The 13,758-nt window shown below is 33.6% G+C and carries 11 protein-coding genes, 1 other RNA gene and 1 other annotated feature; of the genes, 11 read left to right on the top strand and 1 reads right to left on the bottom strand.

The window, feature by feature from the left end; translation table 11 throughout:
• Positions 1-9: 9 nt before the first annotated feature.
• From era to rnpB, 11 genes are all read left to right on the top strand, one after another.
• Entirely contained in the window at positions 10-906 is an 897-nt protein-coding gene (era, locus tag EPK97_RS02910; RefSeq protein ID WP_162035088.1) for a GTPase Era, read from the top strand.
• 161 nt (positions 907-1,067) lie between these two features.
• Positions 1,068-1,202, top strand: coding sequence for a YqzL family protein (locus EPK97_RS02905; RefSeq protein WP_162035087.1), 135 nt, complete (start codon positions 1,068-1,070; stop codon positions 1,200-1,202).
• A gap of 19 nt (positions 1,203-1,221) precedes the next feature.
• Complete coding sequence (gene recO / locus EPK97_RS02900) at positions 1,222-1,995, top strand: DNA repair protein RecO (protein ID WP_162035086.1); 774 nt, start codon at positions 1,222-1,224, stop codon at positions 1,993-1,995.
• Between the two features lie 83 nt (positions 1,996-2,078).
• Positions 2,079-2,254 (top strand) — a binding site (T-box leader).
• 109 nt (positions 2,255-2,363) lie between these two features.
• The gene (gene glyQ, locus EPK97_RS02895) at positions 2,364-3,254 is read left to right on the top strand and encodes a glycine--tRNA ligase subunit alpha (RefSeq protein WP_162035085.1); all 891 of its coding nucleotides are present in this window, start codon (positions 2,364-2,366) and stop codon (positions 3,252-3,254) included.
• Complete coding sequence (gene glyS / locus EPK97_RS02890) at positions 3,247-5,322, top strand: glycine--tRNA ligase subunit beta (protein ID WP_162035084.1); 2,076 nt, start codon at positions 3,247-3,249, stop codon at positions 5,320-5,322. Before glyQ ends, glyS begins: the two co-directional genes overlap by 8 nt.
• Before the next feature lie 135 nt (positions 5,323-5,457).
• The gene (locus EPK97_RS02885; RefSeq protein ID WP_162035439.1) at positions 5,458-5,913 is read left to right on the top strand and encodes a YaiI/YqxD family protein; all 456 of its coding nucleotides are present in this window, start codon (positions 5,458-5,460) and stop codon (positions 5,911-5,913) included.
• Positions 5,914-5,961: 48 nt separating this feature from the next.
• On the top strand, positions 5,962-7,782 hold the full coding sequence (gene dnaG, locus EPK97_RS02880) for a DNA primase (protein WP_162035083.1): 1,821 nt from the start codon (positions 5,962-5,964) through the stop codon (positions 7,780-7,782).
• A 39-nt stretch (positions 7,783-7,821) separates the two neighbouring features.
• On the top strand, positions 7,822-8,946 hold the full coding sequence (gene rpoD, locus EPK97_RS02875; RefSeq protein ID WP_162035082.1) for an RNA polymerase sigma factor RpoD: 1,125 nt from the start codon (positions 7,822-7,824) through the stop codon (positions 8,944-8,946).
• 229 nt (positions 8,947-9,175) lie between these two features.
• On the top strand, positions 9,176-9,949 hold the full coding sequence (locus EPK97_RS02870) for a tRNA (adenine(22)-N(1))-methyltransferase (RefSeq protein WP_162035081.1): 774 nt from the start codon (positions 9,176-9,178) through the stop codon (positions 9,947-9,949).
• On the top strand, positions 9,925-11,040 hold the full coding sequence (locus EPK97_RS02865) for a Nif3-like dinuclear metal center hexameric protein (RefSeq protein ID WP_162035080.1): 1,116 nt from the start codon (positions 9,925-9,927) through the stop codon (positions 11,038-11,040). Before EPK97_RS02870 ends, EPK97_RS02865 begins: the two co-directional genes overlap by 25 nt.
• Before the next feature lie 136 nt (positions 11,041-11,176).
• Positions 11,177-11,584: RNase P RNA component class A (gene rnpB, locus EPK97_RS02860), an RNA gene on the top strand.
• A 175-nt stretch (positions 11,585-11,759) separates the two neighbouring features.
• Here rnpB and EPK97_RS02855 read toward each other — a convergent pair.
• On the bottom strand, positions 11,760-13,613 hold the full coding sequence (locus EPK97_RS02855; RefSeq protein WP_162035079.1) for a S8 family peptidase: 1,854 nt from the start codon (positions 13,611-13,613) through the stop codon (positions 11,760-11,762).
• Positions 13,614-13,758 lie beyond the last annotated feature (145 nt).

Raw genomic sequence — 13,758 nt, 5'->3', positions numbered from 1 at the left:
AGAATCATTATGAGTAAATCGCATAAATCGGGGTTTGTATCTATTATTGGTAGACCTAATGTTGGTAAATCCACTTTTTTAAACCAAGTAATTGGACAAAAAATAGCCATTATGTCAGATAAACCTCAAACAACAAGAAATAAAATTCAAGGTGTATATACACAAGAGGATACACAAATTGTGTTTATAGATACGCCAGGAATTCATAAGCCTAAGTCAAAATTAGGTAGGTATATGCTAAGTATCGTAGAAAATACATTAAGTGAAGTTGATGTTATTTTATTTGTGGTGGATGTGGAACAGGGGATTGGTCAAGGGGATCGTTATATTATTGAACAACTAAAAACGGTCAGAACACATGTTATTTTAGTATTAAATAAAATTGATCTTGTACATCCTGAAAAATTATTGCCGACAATTACCTCCTATAAAGATTTATATGATTTTGCAGAAATCGTTCCAATTTCAGCTAAAATGGGGAACAACATTCAACCATTATTAGATCAGATTCGGAAATATTTGCCAGAAGGTCCACGGTATTACCCGGAAGATCAAGTTACTGATCATCCAGAGCAGTTCATTTGTGCTGAATTGGTACGAGAAAAATTGTTAGAGGTAACACGTGAGGAAGTACCGCATTCCATTGCTGTACAAATCGAACAAATGAAAAAAGAAGATAATGGTGTTGTGCATATTTCCGCATTAATCTTTGTAGAAAGAAAATCTCAAAAAGGAATAATTATTGGTAAACACGGTGCTGTCTTAAAAGAAATTGGTAGAAAATCTAGACAGGATATGCAGAGGTTGTTAGGATCAAAAATATTTCTTGAGCTTTGGGTAAAAGTGAAAAAAGATTGGAGAAATCAAGATGTTGTGTTAAAGGACTTAGGATTCCATCACGATTAGAAATATTAAGTTTCACTTTTCACGAAACATCAGATTTCCTGCTTTGAAAGAAAGGTTCACTAATTTGGTACGAATTACTTCGGATATTCTTTTCATAACTGTTTAACCTAATAATAGACATCAATCATTTTACGACATAGCCACTGAAAGGAATGACTACCATGCGAGATTTTTCGTGGAAGTATTTTATTAACACTGGAGATGTCGACGCCTACTTATTATTTAAAGAAATTCATGAAAAAGTTGACGAAGAACCTAATCAGGAAGAAATTCAGGATGATGTATGGATTGATTAATTAGGGAAGAGGAAGAAGGATGTTATTTAAAGTTGATGGTATTGTCATCCGCACAATTGATTATGGTGAAGGTAACAAAATTATTGTAATATACACGAAAGAAACGGGGAAAGCAAGCATTATGGCTAGAGGGGCGAAAAAATTAAAAAGTCGCCTTTCTAGCGTCACTCAGTTATTTACTTATGCTGAGTTTACATACTATAAAAAAGGGAAGATGGGGACCCTGAATGATGGTGAAACCATAAAATCCTTTCACGATCTGAATTTAGATTTATTTAAATCTACTTATGCGGCTTATCTTGTTGAATTAGTTGATCGCATGATAGATGAACAAGAAGGAAGCTCTTATATTTTTGAGCAATTATTAGCATCTTTGGAATTTATAGAGGAGGGGAAAGACCCACAAGTCATTACCCATTTATTTGAGATGAAAATGCTTGAATTAGCAGGTTATTATCCAGTTTTAACAGAGTGCATTTCATGTGGTGCAGAATTAGCTGATAGTTCTTTTTTTTCAGTTTCTCTCGGAGGCACCCTTTGCTATAAATGCAAAACCAGAGAGCAATATGTTAAAAAAATAAATACAAGATCTTTAAAGTTACTTCGATTGTTTCAAGAGATGGATATAAGAAGGTTGGGGAAAATAAATATCTCAGATCCAATAAAAAATGAAGTGAAAATGTTGATGCGTGATTTTATGGATACACATGTGAATATTAATTGGAAGTCTCGATATGTAATGGATCAAATAAGCAAAACTACCCCAAACAATTTAGAACACCCCAAAAAGTAAAAAAAGATCAACAGGTGAGAAGAACAAAATTTGACTTTTTAATTATGCCGTAATATACTATTAATTAAATGTTTTTTAACTTAATAGGTACAAAGAAGGAAAAGAGTAACCAAATGTTTTGTTTAGCGAGTCAGGGATGGTGGAAGCCTGATCAAAGGATTTGATGAACGGCATTCTGGAGTATCTTAATAATAAAGCGGATAGTTATGAGTTCAACTATCAAATAGGGTGGAACCGCGGGTAACTTCTCGTCCCTATGTCATTTTATTGACATAGGGATTTTTTTTATTTACCCACAAAAGTGAAGTGAAGCTTTGAAGTGTATACCCAGCCAATTTAATACCTAGTAAAAAAGGAGAGTGGTTTTATTGAATTTTCAAAATATGATTTTAACTCTGCAGCAATTTTGGTCTGAGCAAAATTGTATTATTGTTCAACCTTATGATGTTGAAAAAGGTGCAGGGACGTTAAATCCGATGACATTTTTACGCAGCATTGGACCAGAACCATGGAATGTGGCATATATTGAACCTTCTAGAAGACCAGCGGATGGTCGATATGGTGAGAATCCAAACCGTTTATATCAGCATCATCAATATCAAGTTATTATGAAGCCTTCTCCAGATAACATTCAAGAAATATATTTGGAAAGTTTAAAAAAGTTAGGCATTCATGCTGAAAATCATGATATACGTTTTGTTGAAGATAATTGGGAACATCCTGCTTTAGGAGCATGGGGGTTAGGCTGGGAAGTATGGTTAGATGGAATGGAAATCACACAATTTACATATTTTCAGCAAGTGGGGGGGATTGATATGAACCCCGTTGCAGTAGAAATTACGTATGGATTAGAACGTCTTGCATCCTATATTCAAGATAAAGAAAATGTGTTTGATTTAGAATGGGTTGAAGGAGTAAAGTATGGAGATGTGTTTCTTCAACCAGAGTATGAGCACTCAAAATATACTTTTGAAATATCAGATACAAAAATGTTATTTACTCTTTTTAATATGTATGAAGAGGAAGCTAATAAAACATTGGAACAAAATTTGGTTTTTCCTGCTTACGATTACGTTTTAAAATGTTCCCATACATTTAACCTATTAGACGCAAGAGGAGCTATTAGCGTAACAGAACGAACAGGTTATATTACAAGGGTAAGGAATCTATCAAGATTATGTGCATCAACCTATTTACAAGAAAGGGAACGTTTGGGATTTCCACTTTTAATGGAAAAAGGGGTGAGCATCAATGAATAAAGATTTGTTGATTGAAATTGGAATGGAAGAAATACCTTCTAGATTTATTCGTGATGCTGTTAAATTACTAGAGAAAAAAATAAGTGAATGGTTAATGGAGTCTAGAATTCATTTTTCTAGAACTAAAATTTACGCTACTCCGCGTCGATTGGCTGTTATTGTTGATAATGTATCATCAAAGCAATCAGATCTTAGAAGTGAAGTGAAGGGTCCTTCCAAAAAAATTGCTCAAAACGATCTTGGTGAATGGAGCAAAGCTGCATTAGGTTTTGCAAGGAGCCAAGGAGTTGAACCATCTAACTTGTTTTTTAAAGAGTTAAATGGTGTAGAGTATGTCTATGCTGTTAAAAATGAGGTTGGCATTGAAACAAAAAATATATTATCCTTGGGGATCAGTAAGATCGTCACCTCTATGGTGTATCCCAAAAATATGCGTTGGGGAAAGTATGAATTAAAATATGTTCGCCCCATTCGATGGATTGTTGCCTTATATGGTGACGAAGTGATTCCAATGGAAATCACAGAAGTAAATGCTGGTAGAAAGTCAAGAGGACACCGTTTTCTTGGTAGTGAGGTAAACATCGATTTTCCATCTACATATGTAACTCAATTAAAAGAGGAATATGTATACGTAGATATAGAGGAAAGACAACAGCTTATTGTTGAACAAATTAATACATTAGCTGAAAATAAAAGCTGGGATATATCTGTAAAAGGGGACTTATTAGAAGAAGTGCTTTTTCTAGTTGAATACCCTACTGTCCTTTTTGGATCCTTTCAACCAGAGTTTTTAGAAATACCCCAGGAAGTATTAATTACATCCATGAGAGAACATCAACGTTATTTTCCTGTTTTTGATCAAAATAATAAATTATTACCTCATTTTGTTACGGTTAGAAACGGAGATAAAAAATCTTTAGACGTAGTAGCAAGAGGTAATGAAAAAGTATTAAAAGCTAGATTGGCAGATGCAAGATTTTTTTATCAAGAAGACCAGAATTCCCCAATAGAAAAAGCGCTAGCTAAATTAGAGAAGATTGTATATCATGAAGAACTGGGTACAGTTGGAGATAAGGTGAGAAGAACCCGTTTAATATCGGGTCAAATTTCTAGGTTTTTATCCGTAGATGAACAAGTGAAAGATCAAGTGTCGAGAGCTTCTACCATCTGTAAGTTTGATCTTGTAACCCAAATGGTTAATGAATTTCCTGAATTACAAGGTGTAATGGGAGAAGATTATGCTTTAAAAGCTGGAGAAGACCCAGTGGTATCACGAGCTATTTTTGAGCATTACCAACCTCGTTTTTCTGGTGATTCTTCACCTGAATCCATGGTTGGTGCAATTGTTAGTATTGCAGATAAAATGGATAGTATTATTGGTTGTTTTTCTATTGGTATTATCCCTACAGGGTCTCAAGATCCATATGCGTTACGTAGGAGCGCAGCTGGGATTGTTCAGATCATATTGGACCATAATCTGAAAATCAACTTATTTAATTTATTTGATATTTGTATTGAAGTGTATGAAGAGAGTAGTTTTTTAAAGACGGAAATTTCAGAGCTTCGAGCAAAATATTTGGAATTTTTCTCATTAAGAATTAAAAATGTACTTACGGATATGAAAATAAGATATGATGTGATTGATGCAGTAATGGCAACTGACATTACTAATATTCCATCTGTAATAAGACGGGGTAAAGCTTTAATGGGGTTTGTAAAACAACCTGATATAAAGATCATTGTCGAATCGTTCAATCGTGTAGAAAATTTAGCATCAAAAGCAGAAGATGAAATCATTATAGAAGAACACTTTGAAGAAACGGTTGAAATAGAATTATTTAAAACATGGGAACAAATACATCCTACGTTTACAGAAAAATTAAATGCATCATTAGAATTTGAAGCGTTAGAGATGTTAAAACAACTGCAAACTCCAATTACTGCTTTTTTTGAAAAAGTCATGGTCATGAGTGAGGATGAAAACTTAAAAAGAAATCGTTTAGCTTTGTTAGCGAATATATCTTCTGATATTGTTAAAATTGCTGATTTCCAAAAAATAGTATTATAAATTAAACAGATAAGTACTTAACTATGAGTAGTGATATACAAAGGATAACATTGTTTGTCACAAATAAAGGATTTTATATTTATTTCTCGTATATAATAAACTAAAGCTACTCTAAATAGAAATTGGTGATTCACAATTAAAAATATTTTTATTTTTGTTGATGCTGATGCGTGTCCCGTGAAGAACGAAATTGTCAAACTAGGTAAGCAATTTCAAATCAAGATTGTAATGGTTGCATCTTTTGATCACTCATTAAAAAATGAAGATGGTGTCGAAAACATTCAGGTTGATCGTTCTGATCAATCAGCAGACTTATATATTTCAAATCATATTTCTGCGAATGATATTTTAATTACACATGATTTTGGTTTAGCTTCTATTTGTTTGGGGAAAGGGGCTAAAGTAGTGTCACCTCGTGGTAAATTTTACTCTGCTCAATCCATTGATTTTTTATTGGAAAACAGACATGAAAGTGCTAAAAAGAGAAGAAATGGTCAATATAGCAAGGGACCAAAACCATTTACAAAAGAGGATCGAAATGTTTTTCTACAAACAATGACAAATTTTTTAAAAGATTTGCAGGAGATTTAGTCAAAGTATCGAAATATAAGATTGTTAATAATAGATGAAGGTGGTTAAGTGTCAAATTTAGGTATCCCGGATGAAATTATTGAAACTGTCTTGAAACATCATGATATTGTAGATGTGATTAGTAAGTATGTTCATTTATCAAAGCAAGGTAAAAATCTAAAAGGACTTTGTCCGTTTCATTCTGAGAAAACCCCTTCATTTACAGTTTCACCCGATAAACAAATTTTCAATTGCTTTGGTTGTGGAATTGGTGGTAATGTAGTTAAATTCATGATGGAAATTGAAAATTATTCGTTTCCTGAGGCCATTCAACAATTGTCTGAAGATGCTGACATTCCTTTTCATTGGCATAATCAAAGTGAGCATCCAGAACAGCAGAAAGAAAAGTCTGATTTATTAAGAGCACATGAGCTATCTCAAACTTTGTTTCATTATATATTAAAAAATACTGCACATGGAAAAATTGCTTTAGAATACTTGAACAATAGAGGTTTCTCATTAAAGCTTATGAATCAATTTCAAATCGGTTATGCCCCGTCGATGCGAAATACTTTGACTGAGTTTTTGCATAAAAGAGAGTTTTTACTTCCTTTGATGGAACAAGGTGGACTTTTATCTAAAACGGGTCAACAGCAGTACGTAGATCGATTTCGGGATCGGATCATCTTTCCTATTACAAATGTTAGAGGAAAAGTAATTGCCTTTGCAGGAAGAGCCTTAGGAGATGGTCAACCAAAATATTTAAATTCACCCGAAACCATTCTATTTAATAAGAGTAAAACATTGTATAACTTCTCTCAGGCAAAAACTGAAATTAGACGAACTGGGCGAATTGTCTTATTTGAAGGGTATGCAGATGTGATCAAAGCGTGGGATGCAGGGGTATTGAATGGAGTAGCAACAATGGGGACTGCTGTTACTCGGGAACATGCAACCACCTTAAAGCGATATGCTGATCAAATTATTTTGTGTTTTGATGGAGATGAAGCTGGTCAAACAGCAGCCATAAAAAATCTATCGATATTAGAAAAAATGAAATTTCAAGTTTATGTTGCTATGCTTCCTGACCAAATGGATCCTGATGAATACATTACAGCTCATGGTTCAGATCGTTTTAATAAAGAAATTGTTGAGAATGCTGTAACTGCTACAAAGTATAAAATATTGTATTCACAAAAAAGATTTAGGCTAAATGATGCTAATGAAAAATTACGTTATATTCGATCCACTTTAAAAATTATTGCTGAACTTGAATCACCGACTGAAAGAGAACATTATATAAAAGAAATAGCAAATGATTTCGATTATTCATTTGAAACTTTAAAACAAGAAATGTTTGAGATCAGACAGGATACAGAAAAAAAACGCTTCAAAGGGGATAATAACGTAAATCGGTGGAATAATGTAATGAATGGAAGTGGCAGGGAGGTTGTCCCTTCATTATTACCTGCTTTTCATAATGCCGAAAAGAATTTGTTGGCCATTATGATGCATAGTCGAGAAATAACGATTTATGTAGAAAAAGAGATAGGTGATCAGTTTAATGTTGAAGTTCATGGGGCCATAGCAGCTTATTTATATGCATTTTTTGCTCAGCATGAAAAACCTGATATTAGTAAATTCTTAACAATGCTGCGGAACGATGAATTGGAAAATGTAGCTAGTTCAATTTCACTTATAGGTGATCATCATGCTACGAATTCTAAAGTTATTGATGATTACATTAAACAAATCAAAAATAATTCACAAAAACATATTATAAAACAAAAGAAAATAGAAAGAGATCAAGCAGAACGAGTAGGAGATTATATACGGGCTGCAGAAATAGGAAAAGAGATTATAACCCTAGAGAGAAACCATAAATTATAAAGCTAAATGATTAATCTAGGGAGGAGGGAGTTGGATCAAATGACGAACGATCAACGAACTCAAATTGACGAAACTGAATTAAGCTTGGAACAAGTGAAAGAACAGTTAATTGATTTGGGTAAAAAACGTTCATCACTTACTTATAAAGTTATTATGGAGAAATTATCTCCATTTGACCAAGAACCAGAACAAATTGATGATTTTTTCGAGCATTTATCTGAATTAGGTATTGAAATTGCTAATGAAACAGATGAGAATATACCAGCTTCTGCTTCAGGAGCGAATCAACAAGAAGATTTTACGTTGGATGATGACTTATCATTACCCCCAGGAATAAAAATTAATGATCCAGTTCGCATGTACTTAAAAGAAATCGGACGTGTACCATTATTATCTGCAAAGGAAGAAGTAAATCTAGCTATTCGAATTGAACAAGGTGATGAGGAAGCCAAGAAAAGATTAGCTGAGGCAAACCTTCGACTTGTTGTTAGTATTGCTAAGAGATATGTAGGCCGTGGAATGTTATTCTTGGATTTAATACAAGAAGGGAATATGGGTCTAATTAAAGCTGTTGAAAAATTTGATTATACAAAAGGTTATAAATTTAGCACTTATGCAACTTGGTGGATCCGTCAGGCTATAACACGAGCGATAGCAGATCAAGCTAGAACGATTCGAATCCCTGTACATATGGTTGAAACCATTAATAAATTAATACGTGTTTCTCGTCAATTGCTTCAAGATTTAGGTCGTGAGCCTGCACCAGAAGAAATCGCAAAAGAGATGGAATTGAGTACAGATAAAGTGCGTGAGATTATGAAAATTGCACAGGAACCGGTTTCTTTAGAAACACCGATTGGGGAAGAGGATGATTCACACCTTGGTGATTTTATTGAAGATCAAGAAGCATTAGCACCATCAGATGCCGCAGCTTATGAATTGCTTAAGGAGCAGTTAGAGGACGTTCTTGACACATTAACAGAACGTGAAGAAAATGTGTTGCGCTTAAGATTCGGATTGGATGACGGTCGTACTAGAACGCTAGAGGAAGTTGGAAAAGTATTCGGAGTTACTCGCGAACGTATTAGACAAATAGAAGCAAAAGCCTTAAGAAAGCTTAGACATCCAAGCCGAAGTAAAAGATTAAAGGATTTTCTCGAATAATTTTTGTGTTTTTTTACCATTTAAAGACCTTTCTGCTTGCAGTGAGGTCTTTTGCTTGCACACTTTAATTTTTTTAAAACTTTACCATTTTTATTTTAGTGTTTTCTGTTTAGCTCATATTTAGTTTAACCTTTTTCCATTTTTAATGCAAATTTTTAAAAAAATGTTTTTTTATGATTTTATTTCTATAAATGATAAAAATTGAAATAATTAATGGAGTTGTTCCTATATGGTGATAATATCTCAAAGACTGAAAAAAATAGCAAATAAAATACTGCCTAATAGTAAATTAGCAGATATTGGTTCAGATCATGCTTTATTACCTACATACTTAGCGCAGAAAAATATTATCCAAATGGCAGTTGCGGGTGAGGTTAATAAAGGACCTTATGAAGCTGCAAAAAAACAGGTTGAAAACTCAAATTTACAACATATGATTCAAGTGAGGTTAGGTAACGGATTGGAAGTACTCGATAAAGAGGAAGTAGATACGATTGTGATTGCTGGAATGGGCGGAGGATTGATTACAGATATCTTAAATCATTCTTATGATTATACCGGTGTAAAGCGACTTGTATTACAACCAAATGTTGCAGAGGATAAGGTGAGGCGCTGGTGTATACAAAATCACTGGCAATTAATTGAGGAAGATATTTTGGAAGAGGATCGTAAGATTTATGAAATTCTAGTTGCAGAGCGCAGTGAGAATGCATATGAAGAATCTAATGAACAAATATTTTCCGAAGAAATGTACGAATGGAATTGTGATTGTCATATTCAGCTTACTCGTAAATTGAAAATATTAATGGGACCACATTTATTAAATAATCCATCTCCTGTTTTTATAAAAAAGTGGAATAGGGAAATTGCAAAGAGAGAAAAGGTAATTGAACAATTATCACAATCTAATTTAGAAGAAGCAGTTCATAAGAAAAGTGAATTTTCTGCAGAAGTTGATCAACTGAAGGAGGTACTCAAGTGTTTGCAAAGGGACAAACAATAACTCAAATCTTAGAACATTGGACACCTAAATATTATGCTGTTCCTGATGATAAAATTGGTTTGCAACTTGGGACGTTAAATAAAGAAATTAAAAATGTAATGGTGACTTTGGATGTAACAGAACAAGTTGTTGATGAAGCGATCGAAAAAGATATTCAATTGATTATTGCCCATCATCCCATTATTTTCAGACCATTAAAACATATACAAACAGATTTATCAGCAGGTAAAATTTATGAAAAATGTATCAAAAACGATATTGCTGTGTACGTTGCACATACCAATCTAGATGTTGCAGAAGGTGGCATTAATGATATGATGGCAAATGCGCTGGGATTAACAAAACTTTCACCACTTGAAGAAGTACATACTGAGAAATTAAGTAAACTTGTTGTTTTCGTACCAGAAGAAGCACATAACAATGTATTGAAGTCCATATTTGCTGCTGGTGCTGGATGGATAGGTGATTATAGTCATTGCAGCTTTAATATTAAAGGAGAAGGTACATTTTTGGCTCAAGAAAATACAGATCCTTACATCGGGGAAAAAGGGAAACTAACTAAAGCAAATGAAATTCGTATAGAAACAATTGTACCTCAGAATATTCAGAGAAAAGTAGTTCAAGCGATGTTAAAAGCACATCCTTATGAAGAAGTTGCTTATGATTTATATCCGATGGATTTAAAAGGGAAGTCCTTTGGTTTGGGTAGAGTAGGACGTTTACCTGATAAGAAAACCTTAGCTGAATTAGTATCAACTGTAAAAGAAAATTTTGAAGTACCTATGGTAAGAACGGTTGGAGATCTAAATAAAGAAATAAGTAAGGTTGCTGTTCTAGGGGGATCAGGAAGTAGATATGTACAACAAGCAAAATATGCTGGTGCTGATGTTTTAATAACAGGAGATATCGATTTTCATACTGCTCAAGATGCTTTAGCAGATGGATTATCTATCATAGATCCTGGACATCATGCTGAAAAAATAATGATCAAACATGTTTCTGATTATTTGCAAACAGAATTTTTTACTAAAAAAATAGGAACAAATGTAATTCAGTCAACTACAGATACCGATCCTTTCACTTTTTTATAAGATTCAAAGGACTTTGATTCCTAAAAAATAACATAATAAGTTGTTATGTTTGTTTAAGTGTAAAATTTTCTATAATTTCTAAAATTAAGTGCTTGTTATTTATGATTTCAATCTGTTATACTAATCTTCGTGACGGAAAGTTTGACGAACAATCGCTGGAGATATTCTCGAGAGGAAAGTCCGGGCTCCACAGGGCAGGGTGCTGGATAACGTCCAGTCAGCGCGAGTTGAAGGATAGTGCCACAGAAATGGACCGCCGATGGCATACATTTATTTGTATGCACAGGTAAGGGTGGAACCGTGGTGTAAGAGACCACGAGGATTTATGGTGACATATTTCCTGGTAAACCCCACTTGGAGCAAGACCTAATGAAACGCAGTGATTTCTAATCACAACTTTAGCCCGAGGTGCGTTTAGGTTGGTCGCTTGAGCTGTATAGCAATATACAGCCTAGATAGATGATTGTTACTTCATTGGTGGGAGGGATGACACCCGTTAATACCACTGGAAGATACAGAACCCGGCTTATGGCAAGCTTTCCAATATTAGGTCGTTAAAAGGGAGTGGATTTTTCCACTCCCTTATTTTATAACTTAAGAATTTAATAAATTTACAAATTTTAAGTTTTAAAGAAAAAGTAAACTCTAAGATGTTAATCCTAGTACATCTTTTGTTTCTTCTCAATCAAACTTACTGTATCAATTCTAATATTGAAAGTTTATCTAACTTCAGAGGGGTTTTTATTAGGATTTAATGAGTCGATTAATCTCTGAAACCAAGATTTTTTCTCCTTTGATTGGACTGTCTGATTTCCACTTGCATTTTCCAATGCATTTACAACATGAATTAATCCAAAACCATAATAATTATCTTTTCCAGCATCACCTAAATCTACAGCCGTGTTCCGAATTATTTCCATAACTTCAACATTTTTTAGTTTTGGATTTATTGACCGAATCATCGCGGCTAAAGCAGATACATGTGGACTAGCCATAGAAGTGCCAGACAATGCAGCATACTGTTTGTCAGGGTACGTACTTGGAATGCTGACACCCGGTGCCATCACATCTAAATAATCACCAAAATTAGAAAATTCAGCCTTATTTGATGATTCATCTGTAGCTGATACAGCAATCACTTCAGGGTATGCAGCTGGATAGCCTGGTTGATTTGTATTATCGTTTCCTGTTGCAGCAATCAATACAACATCTTTATCATAGGCATATTTTATTGCATCATGGAGAAACTGAGTCTCTGCATAATTACCTAAGCTCATATTAATCACTTTAGCCCCCTGATCAGTTGCCCATATGACACCTTGAGCTACTGCATAGGTACTACCAGCCCCAGTTGAATCAAGTACTTTAATTGGTAAGATTTTATTATACCAGCTCATTCCTGCAATCCCTTCAGAGTTATCTACTTTGGCTGATATAATACCTGCAACATGTGTTCCGTGTCCAACATCATCTAAAGGTTGTGCCTCTTCATCCACGAAATTAGCCCCTTCTAACAATTGACCTTGTAAATCAGGGTGGTTTAAATCCACACCAGTATCTATAACTGCTACGATAATTTGATTACTCCCTTTGCTTAAATCCCAGCCATTTAAAGTATCAATATTAGGGAGATTCCACTGATAAGGGTCATATAAAATATCATTAGGTTCATTTTCAGCAGATTGAATTGTTTCATTGGTCATATATAAATAATGCGGTTCTGTATATTCCACATCCCATTTGTTAAAATAACTCATCATTTGTTCTGCATCCATAGTATTGGAGCTAAATACATAAGTATATCCTAATTTTTTCATAGAAGTTGCCTGAATATCAGATTTAATTTTCTTTAAATCTGATGCTGAAGGTTCAATTTTGAATTTAACTACGATTTCTTTCAGATGATAATGACTTGTTCCTACATTCTCTTCAGGATGATCTACTTTTACATCTTGAAGTGTATCAGAATCAACGGATTTTATGCCATATCTTTTATCACTTGGATAGGGAACTATTCTTAAATTTTTTCTTTGCTCGATTTCTACCTGATTTAGAAAATCTTGTTTAATCACACCTATTAAGGCAGAATTTTTTTCTTGGGAAGGTACTGCTAAAACAAAATACTTCTCTTTGCCAACTTGAATTGTTTCAGATTGATAAAGTTTATTTTCTTTTAGGACTTTTTTCCCTTCATTAATTAAAGGTGATACTTTACTTTTCAATTCTCCACTAAGATTGCCTATCGCTTCATTCTTATTGTTATTATTGTCCATCCAAACAACTTGAACCACATTGGTGTGATTTTCTTTTATCTGTGATAAGATTGATTTTTTATCGTTTGAGCCATTCATATTATCCAAAGCTTGAGTGAAATGCCTTGTGCATTGAATGCGACATAGTTCATTTGTTTTGCTTACATCTTGATTCATTAGTGATTCTTTCATCTTTAATTCAGAATTTGTATTCATTTGTATTTTCATATTTTCATCAATTTTTTGATCACCAACTGGGAATATTAGTAAACCAATTACAGTTAAAATAAAAACAGGAAAAGCAATTTTAACAAATTTCATATGAAACCCTCCTAATATATATTGAAACTTTATTGATGTAGGTATAGAATATCTTTAGATTCTAAAAAAAGCAGTTCTTTTATTCATTTTCATTTACATCAATTACATGAAAAGCTGTGCAATCTATGTTACGATTGAAATGTAG

The sequence above is a fragment of the Chengkuizengella sediminis genome (assembly GCF_010078385.1).
In the GTDB taxonomy this organism is placed as follows: Bacteria; Bacillota; Bacilli; order Paenibacillales; family KCTC-33759; genus Chengkuizengella; species Chengkuizengella sediminis.
Note: the sequence above shows the minus strand (reverse complement) of the source record. Positions and strands in the feature narration are given on the sequence as shown.